This window comes from Thalassotalea ganghwensis (assembly GCF_053485795.1).
This window is the reverse complement of the sequence record NZ_JBQRUM010000023.1, coordinates 19,116-33,396: the sequence shown is the minus strand read 5'-3', so window position 1 is coordinate 33,396 and position 14,281 is coordinate 19,116. Positions and strand designations below refer to the sequence as shown.

The 14,281-nt window shown below is 38.8% G+C and carries 15 protein-coding genes; 4 read left to right on the top strand and 11 right to left on the bottom strand.

The features are described from left to right. Positions 1-101: 101 nt before the first annotated feature. From ACSLUH_RS17885 to ACSLUH_RS17865, 5 genes are all read right to left on the bottom strand, one after another. Complete coding sequence (locus tag ACSLUH_RS17885; protein WP_448569550.1) at positions 102-968, bottom strand: alpha/beta fold hydrolase; 867 nt, start codon at positions 966-968, stop codon at positions 102-104. 130 nt (positions 969-1,098) lie between these two features. Beyond that, positions 1,099-1,461, bottom strand: a complete 363-nt coding sequence (locus ACSLUH_RS17880; RefSeq protein ID WP_448569548.1) for a hypothetical protein — start codon at positions 1,459-1,461, stop codon at positions 1,099-1,101. Between the two features lie 146 nt (positions 1,462-1,607). Then, positions 1,608-1,994, bottom strand: a complete 387-nt coding sequence (locus ACSLUH_RS17875) for a DUF2059 domain-containing protein (RefSeq protein ID WP_448569546.1) — start codon at positions 1,992-1,994, stop codon at positions 1,608-1,610. 115 nt (positions 1,995-2,109) lie between these two features. Further along, positions 2,110-2,499, bottom strand: coding sequence for a hypothetical protein (locus ACSLUH_RS17870; protein ID WP_448569545.1), 390 nt, complete (start codon positions 2,497-2,499; stop codon positions 2,110-2,112). An 81-nt stretch (positions 2,500-2,580) separates the two neighbouring features. Then, positions 2,581-2,955 carry a hypothetical protein gene (locus ACSLUH_RS17865; protein ID WP_448569543.1) on the bottom strand — a complete coding sequence of 125 codons (375 nt, stop codon included), beginning with the start codon at positions 2,953-2,955 and terminating at the stop codon, positions 2,581-2,583. 841 nt (positions 2,956-3,796) lie between these two features. Between ACSLUH_RS17865 and ACSLUH_RS17860 the strand changes: the two genes are divergently transcribed. Both ACSLUH_RS17860 and ACSLUH_RS17855 read left to right on the top strand, forming a co-directional pair. Beyond that, a complete protein-coding gene (locus tag ACSLUH_RS17860; protein ID WP_448569541.1) occupies positions 3,797-4,831 on the top strand; it encodes a YjgN family protein in 1,035 nt (344 codons plus the stop codon). Next, entirely contained in the window at positions 4,831-5,880 is a 1,050-nt protein-coding gene (locus ACSLUH_RS17855) for a M48 family metallopeptidase (protein ID WP_448569539.1), read from the top strand. Before ACSLUH_RS17860 ends, ACSLUH_RS17855 begins: the two co-directional genes overlap by 1 nt. Before the next feature lies 1 nt (position 5,881). Here the strand turns inward: ACSLUH_RS17855 and ACSLUH_RS17850 are convergent, their stop codons facing one another. Next, the gene (locus ACSLUH_RS17850; RefSeq protein WP_448569537.1) at positions 5,882-8,101 is read right to left on the bottom strand and encodes a tetratricopeptide repeat protein; all 2,220 of its coding nucleotides are present in this window, start codon (positions 8,099-8,101) and stop codon (positions 5,882-5,884) included. Between the two features lie 15 nt (positions 8,102-8,116). After that, positions 8,117-10,243 carry a hypothetical protein gene (locus ACSLUH_RS17845; RefSeq protein ID WP_448569535.1) on the bottom strand — a complete coding sequence of 709 codons (2,127 nt, stop codon included), beginning with the start codon at positions 10,241-10,243 and terminating at the stop codon, positions 8,117-8,119. 264 nt (positions 10,244-10,507) lie between these two features. Between ACSLUH_RS17845 and ACSLUH_RS17840 the strand changes: the two genes are divergently transcribed. Continuing rightward, on the top strand, positions 10,508-11,746 hold the full coding sequence (locus tag ACSLUH_RS17840) for a leucine-rich repeat domain-containing protein (RefSeq protein ID WP_448569533.1): 1,239 nt from the start codon (positions 10,508-10,510) through the stop codon (positions 11,744-11,746). A gap of 73 nt (positions 11,747-11,819) precedes the next feature. Here the strand turns inward: ACSLUH_RS17840 and ACSLUH_RS17835 are convergent, their stop codons facing one another. The 4 genes from ACSLUH_RS17835 to ACSLUH_RS17820 form a co-directional block, all read right to left on the bottom strand. Further along, positions 11,820-12,437: a glutathione S-transferase family protein gene (locus tag ACSLUH_RS17835; RefSeq protein ID WP_448569531.1), complete on the bottom strand. Its 618-nt coding sequence runs from the start codon at positions 12,435-12,437 to the stop codon at positions 11,820-11,822. A gap of 11 nt (positions 12,438-12,448) precedes the next feature. Further along, on the bottom strand, positions 12,449-12,655 hold the full coding sequence (locus ACSLUH_RS17830) for a tautomerase family protein (RefSeq protein WP_448569529.1): 207 nt from the start codon (positions 12,653-12,655) through the stop codon (positions 12,449-12,451). 22 nt (positions 12,656-12,677) lie between these two features. Continuing rightward, complete coding sequence (locus ACSLUH_RS17825) at positions 12,678-12,854, bottom strand: nuclear transport factor 2 family protein (protein WP_448569552.1); 177 nt, start codon at positions 12,852-12,854, stop codon at positions 12,678-12,680. A gap of 172 nt (positions 12,855-13,026) precedes the next feature. Beyond that, positions 13,027-13,320: a nuclear transport factor 2 family protein gene (locus ACSLUH_RS17820; protein ID WP_448569527.1), complete on the bottom strand. Its 294-nt coding sequence runs from the start codon at positions 13,318-13,320 to the stop codon at positions 13,027-13,029. Positions 13,321-13,370: 50 nt separating this feature from the next. Here ACSLUH_RS17820 and ACSLUH_RS17815 point away from each other — a divergent pair, with 50 nt between their 5' ends. Beyond that, positions 13,371-14,276, top strand: a complete 906-nt coding sequence (locus tag ACSLUH_RS17815) for a LysR family transcriptional regulator (protein ID WP_448569525.1) — start codon at positions 13,371-13,373, stop codon at positions 14,274-14,276. Positions 14,277-14,281 lie beyond the last annotated feature (5 nt).

Genomic DNA, 14,281 nt, shown 5'->3' with positions numbered 1-14,281 from the left:
CCTAACGCTTGCTTAACTGGCGCGAAATAGCAGGCTAAAGTCAGCGACGATGGAGCGCAAGCCTGCTAGTTTGCGTCCGTGGTTTAGGCACTTGTTAAGCCTCATTTACTTACGAGTTCCTTAATGCTTTTTACAACCAAGTCACTGTCATGAATATGCAAGAAGTGTTTTTCTGACTCCGAATATACAACTTGGCTATTTGTTGACAGGCTCTTGAAGTAACTATCAGCTTGACTATCAAGATCATCCATTTTCTTTGCTATATCGTCTGGGACAAATGGTGCGTCATAACGTTTTCCTGTGTTTTTTGAGCGAACTGTAATTATAGGTTTTGATCCAAAGGTTGAAGCATTCTTTAATTCTTCATAACTTTTCATGTGATCTACTTTTTCTGGTACTTTTTCAAATAAAGGATCAAGTACAGTTAGCTCAAAGTTCATCTGGCGCAGCAATTTCTTATTATCTGTATTAAATTCTTTTGGCCAACGTGTTCCCATTGTATAAAAATAGCCGAAAGTAGGCGGATCAATTAACACCACTCCAACCACCTCTTTTGGAAACTGATTGTTATATGAGTTTATAATATATGATCCATACGAATGGCCTGCAAAATAATAAGGGGCTTTAACATTTGCAGCTTGTAATAAGTTGCGTAGCCTTCTGGACATATCATTTACTGTAAATGGAACAGGGCCTTTTTCACTCTTTCCAAGGCCAGCACGATCGTATAAGCACACACTAAAAACGTTTTTTAACCGTTTTATGTTTTCTAGCCAAACCCCATCAGAACCAGAAAGACCGAAGCCTTGCTCAAGTATTAATTGAGGCTTATTATTTTCGTAGCATTCAAGATACAACTTAAACCCACCAACATCATATAGCCCTGACTTTGTTGGTTGTAACTCTTGCTCTGTACCTAGAACACCAAAGCTAATAAAAATTGAGAATAACCATATAATTAATTTCATTTAGACTCCATTCCCTCGATGAGGCTTAACGCCCCATTCAGGGGCTGATAATAGCTTGCTAAAATTGTGTAGCGAAGCGGAACCGAGCAAGCTATTAACAGTCCCACTTCTGCAATGGCTTGTTATGTAACTACAAAGTGCCTACACAACCAATAAACCTTTTAGCCAGTGATGCGACCGTATCTTTATCAGTAAACATTCTACTTTCTTTACCGAATACACTTTCTGAGCACATGTTTTTAAAACTTTCTAACTTATTCAAACAAGAACTTGTTGTTTCACCTAATGGCTGCTGAAAGCTTGTATCATTACACAAAGTAGCTGCGAACTCGGTTGCTCCAACTAGTATCTCTTCTGTACTAACTGGTGATGATTTTAATTTAATATAAATATCACGGTGTGATTTAACTTCAAATTGAGAAGTTGAAATGTCTTTATTATCATAAAGATAATACCCACTTACAATGACTATTAGCCAAACAAAATACTTCATAAATTTTCCTTATAATGACAGCTAAATGCTGACTCCTTAGTTACATAACGCCTCATTAAGAGGTTAAAAATAGTTGGTTAAAATAAGCGACGAAGGAGCAAAAACCAACTGTTTTTTGTCCAGCTTTAATGACTTGTTAGCAGTACTTACTTGATGCTGCTAGTTATTTTATTTATTTCAGCGGACATCTCTTGCTGTATTACCGGCCTCAGCTTTAAGAACTTAGCATAAGCTGGATGATCTAATATTTCAGAAATTTCCACTAGTTCGTCTGCGGTAAAATGTTTAATGTAAATACCTTGAATCTTACCGATAAATTCATCTGAATTAAAAAGCTTTAATAATTTGGTAGCGTATTCACTTGATTCTTTCTCTGTGTAACCACCAGAAGTAAACACTTTGGTTAAAGATTCCTTTGTATAAGCGGAAGAAGATTTTTCAAATATACTTTTGGCTGCCTGCTTTGCTTGCTCGGAATCTACAGCATAAGAGCTATGAGAAATGATTAATAAAAGGAATATAAGCTTACGCATGTGATTGACCTCCTTGTACTGCTAACGCCGCAATATGGGGCGTATTAAGCTTGGCTATAATTAGCGAAGAATGAGCGCCAGCCAAGCTTTAGACGTCCCATTTATAATTGCCTTGTTATGTGTTTTTAACACCACACTTTATTAATAAAGTTTTTACTAACCAATAAGATACATAAACACCAAAACCATACACTAACACAAAAGTAAAATGAAAATAATGTTCAGAAAGGTTAGTGAACAAGTTAAATTTATAATCAACTGCAACAGCAATAAATGAAGAAAAAGCTGCGAATGACATAGTTTTTTTGTAAACCCATGAAGCAACTAAAGCTATTAACATTGACAACAACCCCAGAGGGAAAATAGTTTGATAAAACTGAAAGAGCAATGAAAAATTTGGTGCGAATGGGTAAATAATGTCGTCATATTCAGGCAGTAATATTGATCCCAAGAATAACCCTATAAACGCGCTAACTAGAATCGCTAAATATTGAATTTTACTCATTCTTCCCTAAACACATAACGCCCTAATAATGGGCAAATTTCAGTTGGTTAAAATAAGCGACGCAGGAGCAAAAACCAACTGTTATTTGTCCTGATTTATTTGCTTGTTAGTTTTCCGACTCACTACATCACTGGGAGAACCGTCCAGCCAAATACCATCCTCTCTAAGCTTTTTTGAATAAGAGCATTTAGAGTAATATTTTATACCTTGATAAGTAAACTTTACCCCAAAATGTTCTTGATGTTCTGTTATAGATAAAAGCTCATAACCTTCTGAGTGCATCGTATCTGCTATGAATTTATATAACCGCTTTCGACCAAAGTAATTAAAAGTTGGTACAGCTATACAAGTTAATAAAACCAAAACAGTAATTGATTGAAAAAACCAATCAGGTAAAAACTGAAACACAATAATTATGAACAGCAGCGAGCAAATGAAGATTATTTTACGCCGCATACTTAACCCCAACTCCATGGAAAACTAACGCTTATTATCGAGAAGTACACTTTTGCATTTTGTGTAAATCAAAATCAAAGTTAAACGCATCGATAATAATATATTGATTTATATTGAAATATTCCATCACATTAATTCATTCCATGCAAACGAATTAAAAAACAAAGCGAGACGTTATTTAACGAGACTTACATTACTTCCTATTAAATCAAAATTACTGATGAATTTTATTATTAATATTAGCGGCTTATGATTTGTTAAAAAACAAAGCGAGCGTGGTTTAACTTATATAGCAGGAAGCGAAAGTTAGCATTTTAGAAAACCTGAATCATACCTGTATATATATACAGTCGTTATTATTGGAAAGTATCTCATGGTTAAATCACCATTTTTCGAACCTATTCGAAATACGTTAAGAATTAAACGGTATCATTTAAAAGCTGAAAAAGCTTATTTGTACTGAGTAAAACGCTTTATCTTTTTTCTTTCTAGAAGCCACCTTAAGGTTAAAATTTAACCGCAAGGTTTCAAATTAAATTAGGCATAGAGGTTACTAATTTTAAAGGTCTACTCTCGGGCAATTATTACTAACAGCTTAGTTAGTTCAAAGGTTCGCTTTTCGCTTGGAATATAACGCAGTGCCTTTCCATAAGAGTGAGTCATTCAACGGAGTCTATTTTTAATATGAAGCCAAGTAAGTTTAGCAATACTCATTGGCATTATTCTCCCCTCTTAAAATAACGCCTTAACTAAAACTGTTGTCTATTTTACTTTACCAAAACCTAAACCTTGTGGTTAAATACTGCTCGCTTTACAAAAATGTAACAGATGGAACTTTACTATGAACAATCATCAAACCAAGGAGCAGGTTTCGCTTCGCTTTCACGGCTCAACGTCAGAATACTTTGGCATATGGATCGTTAACGTTTTACTTTCAATTGTCACTTTAGGTATTTATTCCGCTTGGGCCAAAGTAAGAAATTTGCGCTATTTCTACGGTAATACCGAACTGAATAATCATCGATTTAATTACTTAGCCGAACCATTACAAATTTTAAAAGGTAGAATTATCGCCGTATTAATTTTTGCCTCTTATATGTTTCTCTCGTCCTTATATCCACTTGCGGGGATAGCATTTGCTATCGCTTTTTTCTTTTTAACGCCTTTTCTAATTTGTGCAAGTCTGCGCTTTAATAGCCGAATGACCAGCTACCAAAATGTCCGTTTTGACTTCACGGGTAAATATGGCGACGCATTGATTACTTTTATTTTATTACCAATTATGAGTGCTTTTACCCTGTATTTAGCACTACCATGGGTTTTAAAGAAAATGGATGAGTTTCTGGTTTCGAATTTACGTTATGGCGATAAAGCTTTTAAGCCTGAGCTTGACACCGGTTACTACTACAAAACAGCACTGATAGTTTTAGCGGTTATTGTTGCAATGATTTTTATTATTGCTTTTAGTGGCGGCATTGCATTAGTCGGTTCAGGAAAAGAAGCAAACCCATTAGCATTTGCCGTCATTGGCGTTATGTACGTTATATTATTTACCCTCATCCAAGCGGTGTATAGCGCTAGAATTCGTAATCATATCTTTAAAAATACGGAACTTGACGGAATTGCTGACTTTGACTCGCATATCAAAGCGACTAGCTTAGTTTTCTTGCAGTTAACTAACTTATTGGCGTTAATCTGTACTTTTGGCTTAGCTTTACCTTGGGTAAAAATTAGAACCATGCATTTTTTCGTTTCAAGAACCGATGTTTTTGCATTTGAAAACCACCAACACGCAATCGATCAAATTCAGCATAGTCCTAATGCGTTAACTGAGGAGCTATCTGAAGTTTTTGACATAGATGTTGCATTAACCTAATGAGCTACAGTGAAATAAAGGGCGTATATCATACGCCCGCTAGTTCGATATCTCAGCAAGTTGTACTCGATGTAATCGGCGAAAGTGTGTTAATTAAAGATGCGATCAGCAAAACGCTTTTGTTGACATTGCCCCTATCGACTATCAAGCTCAGCCCTGCGATCGGCTCAATACCGCGGGAGTTTTCTCTAGAAGATGGCGCTAAGGTAGTTATTTTGGCGGATGAAAACCTTGAAAGGTTATCCCGTAATCAAAGTAAAACAAACAACCTACTTCATGCTATCGAACAACATCGTACTTTGTGGTTGGTGTCACTGTTACTCATACCGATTTGCATTTATATGTTAACCGCTCATCTTATTCCCGCAGCAGCTCACTCTGTGGTGAAATGGCTGCCGGAACCTGTGAAATATCAAATAGACAATCAGAGCATGTCTATTCTTGAAAAATCACTACTAACGCAAAGTCATTTAAGTTTAGATACCAAAGCCAAAGTGAGTCATCAATGGAATGAGTTAGTCTCAATAGTGCGGACCAACCATCAGCAATATAAATTATTGTTTCGTAACAGTCATACGCTTGGCGCAAATGCCTTTGCTCTTCCTGGTGGTACCGTTGTCATCACAGATCAATTTGTTAACTTACTGAAAGATTCACCTGATGCAATTGTTGCGGTCTTACTGCACGAAATTGGCCATGTTGAACACAACCATGGTTTACAATTAATGACCGAATCCATTGCGACATCATTAATGCTAACGTATTTTTTGGGGGACCTAAATGACTTAGCTGAAGTGGTTAGTGGAACCGCACTAACACTGATTCAAAATAGCTTTTCACGTGATTTGGAGCGTCAAGCCGATAGTTACGCTAGAGACAAACTGATTGAGCTTGGAAAATCACCAGCCGCTTTGGCAATTGCCTTAAAACGTATTTCAGAAGACTCTGAAGTACAAGACCATCTCATTAACGAGTATTTAAGCTCTCATCCTTTATTAGAAGAACGCCTAAAGAACGCCCTTTATGTGAAACCTGAGGAAGCACACTAACTCAAATTTTCGATAAGAGCTGTTGATATTTATCAAATTTATCAGGTAATTTTTGCTGCTCGTAAAGGTAAGTTAGCTGCTTAAGCACTTTTCTTAAGTAGCTTGGCGAAACAAATTCTCGCTGGCTCAAGATGTCATAGCTCGATAATAACAATACTTCCGCTTGGCTCGTTTCATTTTTAATCATATGAACTTTAGCTTTAATAGTTTGTGCTAATGCTATCAAGGTATGCCCTTCGCCGACGGTTTGATTTAACGTGTCTAACGCTTCACTAGACAAGGTCATTGCTTGCTCAACTTCATTAATGCCAAGTAGCGCCTCAGCCAGATCAAACTGACTTATCCCAACACTAGGGTGCATACGCCCAGTTAATGCGACTTTAATTGCTAAAGCCTTACGGTGAATAGGTATCGCTTTTTCAAATTCAAAACGTTCGACTAACCATCGAGCGTAAGTAGACATATACTTAGCAACATCACTATGCTGCTCTCCGAGTGTTTTGCTCGCCATATCAATGGCTTGTTTTATCGTTTGTTCAGCCTCTTGGTTTTTGCCCATATCCTTTAATAAGAAGGCCAAATTATTGAGTGCTTTCGCCAGCTCTGGGTGCTCCCCTTGATGCACGGTAGCGAGAATGGTTATTGCTTCTCTATTATGGTGCTCTGACAATGTTAACTCACCATTTTTATTCAATACCATCGCTAAACTCATATGAACACTAGCAACATTAGGATGCGCTTCGCCATACAATGCTTTCATCATAACTAGCGCTTCATCGTAGTATTGCTGAGCTTTCTTATAGTTACCGGTATATTCATAAAGTAAGGCGAGGTTGGCGATATTTTCCGCCAACACAGGATGCGGCGCTTGTACAAAAATTTGTTTAAAACGCGTTAAAGAAGCGGTTAAGTATTGCTCAGCCTGTTCGTATTTACCCTGGTCAAACATATTCAAACCTAACTGTTGTAAGGCCTGACTTGCTTGCATAGACTGCTCGCCAAATAATGCTGTTTGCTGCGCTAACACTTCGGTTAACAAGGGTTCAGCCTCTACATATTTACCTAAGCGAAAATAAATCTCGGCCAATCCAGCTTGCAAGGATACTTTTTGCGTAAGTGCTATTGATTCGGGTAGCGCTAAAGCATCAAGGTAAAGTTGCAATGCCTGTTCGTAATCTGCCGTTTCGGTATAAACATTCGCTAAGCCTTCCATACTATTGGCAAGATCTGTTACAGCGATTCGCTGCTCTTGATATAACTTGCGTCGATGCGATAATGTTTTTTCAAGCAATGGTGAAGCTTGTTGGTAAAGCCCCAAAGCCGTATACACCTGCCCTATGGTATTCATCAGTGTCGATTGGATTAGCGGTTTATCACTGAGTTCGTGCTCTATCCGCTGTGCACCATTATCAAGAATTTCCCGCGCGGTAACCGTATTGCCGCGTGCTTCACTTGGATCGGAAACAGAGAATAAACTCACCATAAAATCGGCAGTTTCCATCGCTTTTTGCGCTTCAACTTCAGCTCGTTCACGCTGCAGTTCAGCTTCATCTCTAGCAATAAGCGCGGTTACCGCAAGACCAATAGCAAAAATCATCCCGCAAGTCGTCGCAAAAGAGATCGCCATCATCCGACGTTGTCGACGCTGCAATTCTCGTTGCTTTAACGCATCAAAACCAACGCCTAACATACCGGCAATAATTTTTAATAAAGCATTACTTTTACCGTCTTTACCTTTACGAGCGTCTGCGGCAATAGGCTCTGCAGGCAAATCGGATAACTCACCTTGCTCATCTAGTTGATATCGCAACGCGGGAGGAAAACACTCTTGATCAGGAAACTCGCTGTTGCTCGCGTAGGGCTCACCATCGACAATCAAACTAAATATTCGATTGGCTTTGCCTAAGCGTTTAAAGGTTTTGATTTCCTCATTAACCCAATGAGATTGGGCTGCCTTAGGAGAACAAATGACAATTTGACACCACGCATTATCTAGGCAATCGGTCAACATTGTGCCTAGATCCGTAGCACTAGCAAGCTCTTCACGATCAAGAAAAACAGGGGCAAGTGATGTTGGTATTACCCCTGCTGATGTTTCTTGACCAATAAGGTGTTTATGAATGCCATAGCTTTCTAACTTGTTGTGAAGCCATTTAGCCCATTTCTCATCACTATGACTGTAACTAATAAACGCCTTGTATTTATAACTCTTATCTACCATTAATGCGTAAACACACTAAAAACAATTTTCAACGGGCGAGTCACTTGGGCAATTTTCAACCCAAACTTTCTCTAACATTTTAGTTGCAATAGAAAAATACAAATGCGTAGCCCTAGAAACAAAAGTGCCTCGATAATTTTTAGGACAAGCTGCACTCTTATCAGCAACCGACAGATAAATGTCATTATCGCGAACTTTATTGAGTACTGATAACATTTCTGACTCGATATCATTTAAGGTTTTATTATTTAAATTTGAGGCAATGTTATCTTGTATCGTGATAATTTCAGCAAGTACCTCATCTCTTGCTACGCTATTGACGTCACAAGCAGGAATATTGCTAGCTTCAGTGATAGAATTTGCCAAACTGGTTAACTCTTCACTGATAATTTCACCAAACTTACTTGTGTATTCTTTAGCACTTTTTTTGCGACTTTTTGACGTGGGAAGCGGGAATAACTGATACCGTAACCCGATGACAAAGTAAGACCACTCTCTTGTTGCTGAACGTACACTGCCACAACCAGTAGCGGTATCAATAATTTGCTGTCCTTCAACAATGGGGTCTTCTGCCAACTCAGGTATGGGTGCCCAACCTAATGCGGGTTGACGTTCTCGATCAGCTGAATAACAATCTAGGTCTGCAACACCGTCTTCATTAAAGTCAGTATTATAAGCCTTATGCGCTATGGTGGTTTTTTGAGGATCAATATCTGAAACCGTGCGCACCAATATCAAATAAGGATCTTCTGCAGGCGAGCCACATAAATGTGCTGGGATCATCACGCGGTTAGGATCATTTGGTTCAACCATATAGACGTTATCATTAGAGATGTATAATGGCTGAGTTTCTGAGCCTTCATTGCTAAGTTGACAAGCAGGACGAGGGTCTTTCAATACATGATAAGATTCCCCTATATAGCCAGCTAAGTTTTCACCTGTTAATGCCGAAGGATCCCATGAATGCTGTATAACCGTTGATATATCAACAACAATATTATCTGGACAATCGGTCGTGCACGCGTCGATGCGAATAAAATCATCTGAGGTGGTTGCTAACGCTCTAGGATGTTCAATTCCGATATTAACCTCTTGAACTTGGTCATTTACGAGGACAAGTTGATCATTACTGACGGTGACTTTCATTTCTTTGATGCTGCCATTATTTCGCCCAGCAATATAAATATTCGCTTCAAAGCTTAATACTTCATCATTGTTGACGTTGTTGACATTAACATCACGCAATGATTTCACCTTAAATTTACCTGCGCCTAAACCGGTAATAAACTCGCTAGATTCAACTTGCGCTTGTCCACTTCCTATGTCGAACGATGCAATTGTCCCACCACTCATACTTACAATCAGCTTATCTTGATTAGGAGGAGGAATAAACGCGATACCAGAAGGTGTTCCAGGCAATTGATTTTCATTAATAAAGTAGCTGACATCAGTCGCCAAGCATTGATTGCTTTGATAACAGTTTTTATCAATTCTCAGTACTGCTGACGGTTCATTGACAACAATTAAGACATCTTCTTGTAAATCCACTGAATTAGCATTCGATGGAATTAGCACAGACTCAGCAAGGGTATTATGAGGGATATTGTCAATTAGTAGCTGTGGTGCGCTATTGGGAAGCAATAAGTCAAACAACCAAACTTGACTAGCACCGCCGCCGTTACTGGAGTTCAACACCAATAGTTTATCCCCTGGTAAAATCACTAGGCCATCTGGGCTTTGTGGACCAGCACCTTGGTTTTTATCATACAACACACCAGTCTGCTGAATGACAATAGCATTACAATCTTTTTGCGGCTCTGTACCAACTTCGGTCGTTTCACCCCAAGAGAATCTTCTGATCACACCTGCTTCATCAGCAGCAAAAAGCTGTAACTCCTCTTTACCCAGTTCATCGGTTTTCCCGGTATAAAAGGCCAGTGAGACAGGTTTTACACCCGCATCAGCACTAATAGTTGACCTTAATGGCGCCTGATTAGGCGCTAAGTCGTTAAAGCACAGGGCGTAAAGCTGCCCATTGGAATAGTTTGCACCAGCAACATAAGAATTGGCTATAGCATTTACGTGGTAAGTAAAAACTAACAACAGGACCATTACTTCAATGAGTTTAAATAAGGTTTTCATGAGTACGTCCGGATACTGTTTCAGTGCCCATATAATAGTACATAGATACAATTTTACTAAGCTAGCGCCAGATTATTTGGTTCTAAGTGGCAAGTAGTTAGCACTTAAAATTATGTCAAGGTAGGAATGAAAAAAGTTAAAGAGTAATAGTATCAACCTTATCAACAGTCTATGAAGTCTAACGTTAAAACGATACTATGACGATAATATCTAAAATTCATCAGCCGTCTGTTCACAAGCCGTTATCTCAATAAAGGAATATTAATGTCAGTAAGGTCTTCATTTAATCTCAATTCAAAAGTTCAGCTATTCTTGTTTGCCTTAGCCGTGATTTCGACACTGCTGCTCGGTCACCGCCTATTGTTACTTACCTATTTAGACAAAACACCGGCAACCATTGTCAGCTGCGATAGCAAATGGGTTGAAATAAGCGATACAAGGTCGTCTGCCAACAGTCGCAGGAAAGAACAAGTACAATACTATCCGATCGCGGAAACAAATAACGGTGTGAAAGTTGCCGGCAAGGTGATGCTACCCACACGAAAACTGTGCGGGCAAATGGTAGGTACCGAAGTTTCGGTATTAATAGACGCTAATGATGAAACAAACCATCGCATTTACAGTTTTATTCAATTTTGGGCGCTACCGCTTCTGGCTATCGCCTTTTGTTTACTGACTATTTTTGGTTTTATTGCGCGAAAACAAGTTAAATGGATCGCACTACTTTTTGCGATGAGTTATATAGCCACCGTAACCGAAGAGTTAGGTTATTGGAAAATTTCAGAATTATCAGGTTCTCATCCTCAAAGCCGTTCAAATGACACAGCTCAAGCTAATACCAAACAACAGTTGAAATCGAAAAATAGTTTAGACCGTTGTATCTGGGCGGCTATGCGAAAGCAAAAGATTGAACATAGAAGTGAATTGATTAAACTTGGGTGTCAGGATCAAGAGATTAGCGATCTTTCTTCTTTGGCTGACTTAACCAGTCTAGAAGAGCTTTATCTGCAAAATAACCAACTAACCTCTCTGGAAACATTACCATTTATGCCACAGTTGAAGGTGATTTCGGTTGCTGGGATAAAAGAACTGATTACCACTCAAGGTATCGAAAACGCCCCTAACCTTATTGAGCTTCAGGCCAATAAAGCTAGCTTAAGCTCATTAAGTGGGGTGGAAACACTAATGCATTTAAAAATCTTCGCTGCGATGCAAAATCAAATTATTGATCTTTCATCGTTAACCGAGCTTACGCAACTAACCGAAGTTATTCTTAGTTATAACAAAATATCAGACGTCACAGCTTTAGCCAATAAACCACAACTTAAACAACTTAGCCTTCATAACAACCCGATAACCGATATATCTCCCTTATTTGATAATACTAATCTTTTGAGTTTTGGCTTCAGTTCAACCGTGTTTAAACAATGTCATCAAATCAGTACCCTAAAAGTATTGCTCAGTGAAAATGCTAAATTGTATGCGCCGAAACAGTGTCAGTAACGCGAACAACAGCATCTCTGGGCAGCAAGTTAAGGCTGCCCAGAGATGATTTGGTGTTTTCATACCAATTAGTTTAAGCACCTTTTGGCAGGTTGAAGCTGACACCTTCTTTATTAAACGTTTCAACAAATATCGGATCTTGGCTAACTTGGTTAATCAAACGCTTGACGTTATCACCTAAAGGAATGTCAATTTCAGGAAAATAATTTCCCCAGTTAACATAAATCGCTAACAAGTAATCTAGTACCGATATTTTTTCACCCGCTAAATATGGGCTTTTTGCTAGCCTTGCATCGATAATCTGCCAAGTACTTGCTGTACTTTGGGCCAATTGATTTAGAAATTGAGATTTCTCTTTACCTTCTTGCATTAAGCGCTGGGCTGTAAAAATTTTGCTATACGACGGATGCAAAGTTGCATAGTTAAACATCAACCATTGATAAAAATCAGCTTTACTTCCGTAGAGATCATGGGCTATTTGATGTTGTTCAAATAGGTATAAAATGATCGCAGCTCCTTCAGTAATCACTTTTTCCCCATCAATTAATGCGGGAACTTGGTTAGTCGGTACCCGCTGTTGATAATTTGAAATATCATCTCGATTGGCAATTTCAGCATCAATACTAAGCATGTTAAGCAGCATATGAATGCCTGATGAACACGTACCTGGTATTGTGACAAGTGTATACATAATGACTCCTTTTAATTGACGTTTTTAACTTTAAATTGTTCAACGGGTAAGCCCCCTACCCCCCAGTTGTCGAGGGGAACCTCTTCAATGACAACAAACGTGGTGTGAGGTTTCTTATTTAATACATCTTCTAATACCTTAGTTGTCCCGCTGATCAACTCTGATTTTTGCTCAGCACTGACACCTTCATCGGTTATTTGGATTTTTATGTACGGCATGTTTTTTCCTTGTAAAAAATAGTTATGTAAATGGGGTGAGCTGGTGATCAAAGACCTTACTGATAATTAGCCATTGACCTTGAACTTTCACGAGCGATAAAAAATCTGTGAAATACCTAGGGTCTGTTGACCTTTGTTTATATTTTTGCAACGGGCTATTTTTGATAATAGCAAAGCAGCATGAGCGAAGTTTGGTCATTCCAAATGAGCGAATGCTAATGCCGATAGTATAAAAAATAGCCATTGCCCGAAGGGCTGAGGCAAAAATGACGTTACTCTTCGTTAAAAACTTATCGTTGAGCTCACTAAACTTCAAAGGTTTTGCCTTGATTACCGTCATTTTATCACTCAGCAGAAATTCTAAACAAAAATCAACAGACCCTTGGTGCCAACACACATTGCACTTTGGCCATAGCGGTATGCTGGCCAACGATATCTATTGCCAATACTCTATCGTTGCGAGGAAGTTTTAAGCTAGCTGGCGACTGACGCTGACGAACATTGGCAAAGTATTCTTCCATCGATAAATGAATAAGCTCCTTATCAACCGCACAGCTATAATGAGCATTGATATGAAACACACTGGCTAATAAATCAGCGTCAGCGTGATACAACCCGTCAAAATAGCGTTGAAGTACACCGTTAATTTCTTGATAACTGTCCATTAAAAATCTCCTTAGGAAGAATAAACTGCAGTTTACAAAAGCGCTGACTATTGATAAATTCACAAAAAACACAAAATACTTTTGCAAAAATGCACAACTGGGACGATTTTAGATATTTTGGTGCCGTTGCCGAGACCGGCAGCTTTTCACAAGCTGCACAATCCTTAGGCGTTAACCACTCTACGGTATCGAGACGTATACAGGCGATGGAACAACTTCATGGGGTTAAGTTATTTGAACGCCGACAAACCGGCTACCAACTAACAACGGCTGGTGCTGCGATTTATGATCTGGTGGTGTCGCTAAAACAAGATACCCACAAAGCAGCGCGTATTTTACAAGGCCATGATGCTCGTTTAGAGGGAACGGTTAATCTTACTATGCCGAACGATATCTATGTGTTTCTGCTAGCTAAACCGCTTAAGGAATTTAACGATCAACACCCTGATATCACTTTCAATTTAATGGTCAGCAAAGATCTTAAAAATATGGCTAATCGTGAAGCCGATCTTGCGGTAAGAGTGACGCCTAATCCGCCAGATTATTTGATTGGCTCATTAATTACCCAGTTACAACATGCAATTTATCAGCACCGAGATTTTATTGAAATGAAAGAAACCCCGATTATTATCTGGGGAAGTGAAAAAGAACTGCCTGACTGGGCACTCACCTACTGCGATAACCCTAAAATTGTGATGCGTGTTGATGATTTATTTGCCATGCACCAGGCGGTAAAAGCTGGCTTAGGTATAGCCCGTATGCCTTGTTTTTTGCCTGATATTATCAATGATCCACAGGTGATTAAACGCGAGCAACGTCTACCGCGATCCAACTTTGGCGTGTGGTTGCTTCACCATCAAGATTTAAGAAATTCCGCAAAAATCAATGCCTGTCGACAGTATTTAAAAAAGGTCTTAACTGACAACAAAGCCCTGTTTGAAGGCAAAAGTGTTTAGTGACG

Coding starts and splice junctions, on each gene's coding strand:
- ACSLUH_RS17885 (WP_448569550.1), bottom strand. CDS start 968: ATGAAATTAATTATATGGTTATTCTCAATTTTTATTAGCTTTGGTGTT.
- ACSLUH_RS17880 (WP_448569548.1), bottom strand. CDS start 1,461: ATGAAGTATTTTGTTTGGCTAATAGTCATTGTAAGTGGGTATTATCTT.
- ACSLUH_RS17875 (WP_448569546.1), bottom strand. CDS start 1,994: ATGCGTAAGCTTATATTCCTTTTATTAATCATTTCTCATAGCTCTTAT.
- ACSLUH_RS17870 (WP_448569545.1), bottom strand. CDS start 2,499: ATGAGTAAAATTCAATATTTAGCGATTCTAGTTAGCGCGTTTATAGGG.
- ACSLUH_RS17865 (WP_448569543.1), bottom strand. CDS start 2,955: ATGCGGCGTAAAATAATCTTCATTTGCTCGCTGCTGTTCATAATTATT.
- ACSLUH_RS17860 (WP_448569541.1), top strand. CDS start 3,797: ATGAACAATCATCAAACCAAGGAGCAGGTTTCGCTTCGCTTTCACGGC.
- ACSLUH_RS17855 (WP_448569539.1), top strand. CDS start 4,831: ATGAGCTACAGTGAAATAAAGGGCGTATATCATACGCCCGCTAGTTCG.
- ACSLUH_RS17850 (WP_448569537.1), bottom strand. CDS start 8,101: ATGGTAGATAAGAGTTATAAATACAAGGCGTTTATTAGTTACAGTCAT.
- ACSLUH_RS17845 (WP_448569535.1), bottom strand. CDS start 10,243: ATGAAAACCTTATTTAAACTCATTGAAGTAATGGTCCTGTTGTTAGTT.
- ACSLUH_RS17840 (WP_448569533.1), top strand. CDS start 10,508: ATGTCAGTAAGGTCTTCATTTAATCTCAATTCAAAAGTTCAGCTATTC.
- ACSLUH_RS17835 (WP_448569531.1), bottom strand. CDS start 12,437: ATGTATACACTTGTCACAATACCAGGTACGTGTTCATCAGGCATTCAT.
- ACSLUH_RS17830 (WP_448569529.1), bottom strand. CDS start 12,655: ATGCCGTACATAAAAATCCAAATAACCGATGAAGGTGTCAGTGCTGAG.
- ACSLUH_RS17825 (WP_448569552.1), bottom strand. CDS start 12,854: ATGACCAAACTTCGCTCATGCTGCTTTGCTATTATCAAAAATAGCCCG.
- ACSLUH_RS17820 (WP_448569527.1), bottom strand. CDS start 13,320: ATGGACAGTTATCAAGAAATTAACGGTGTACTTCAACGCTATTTTGAC.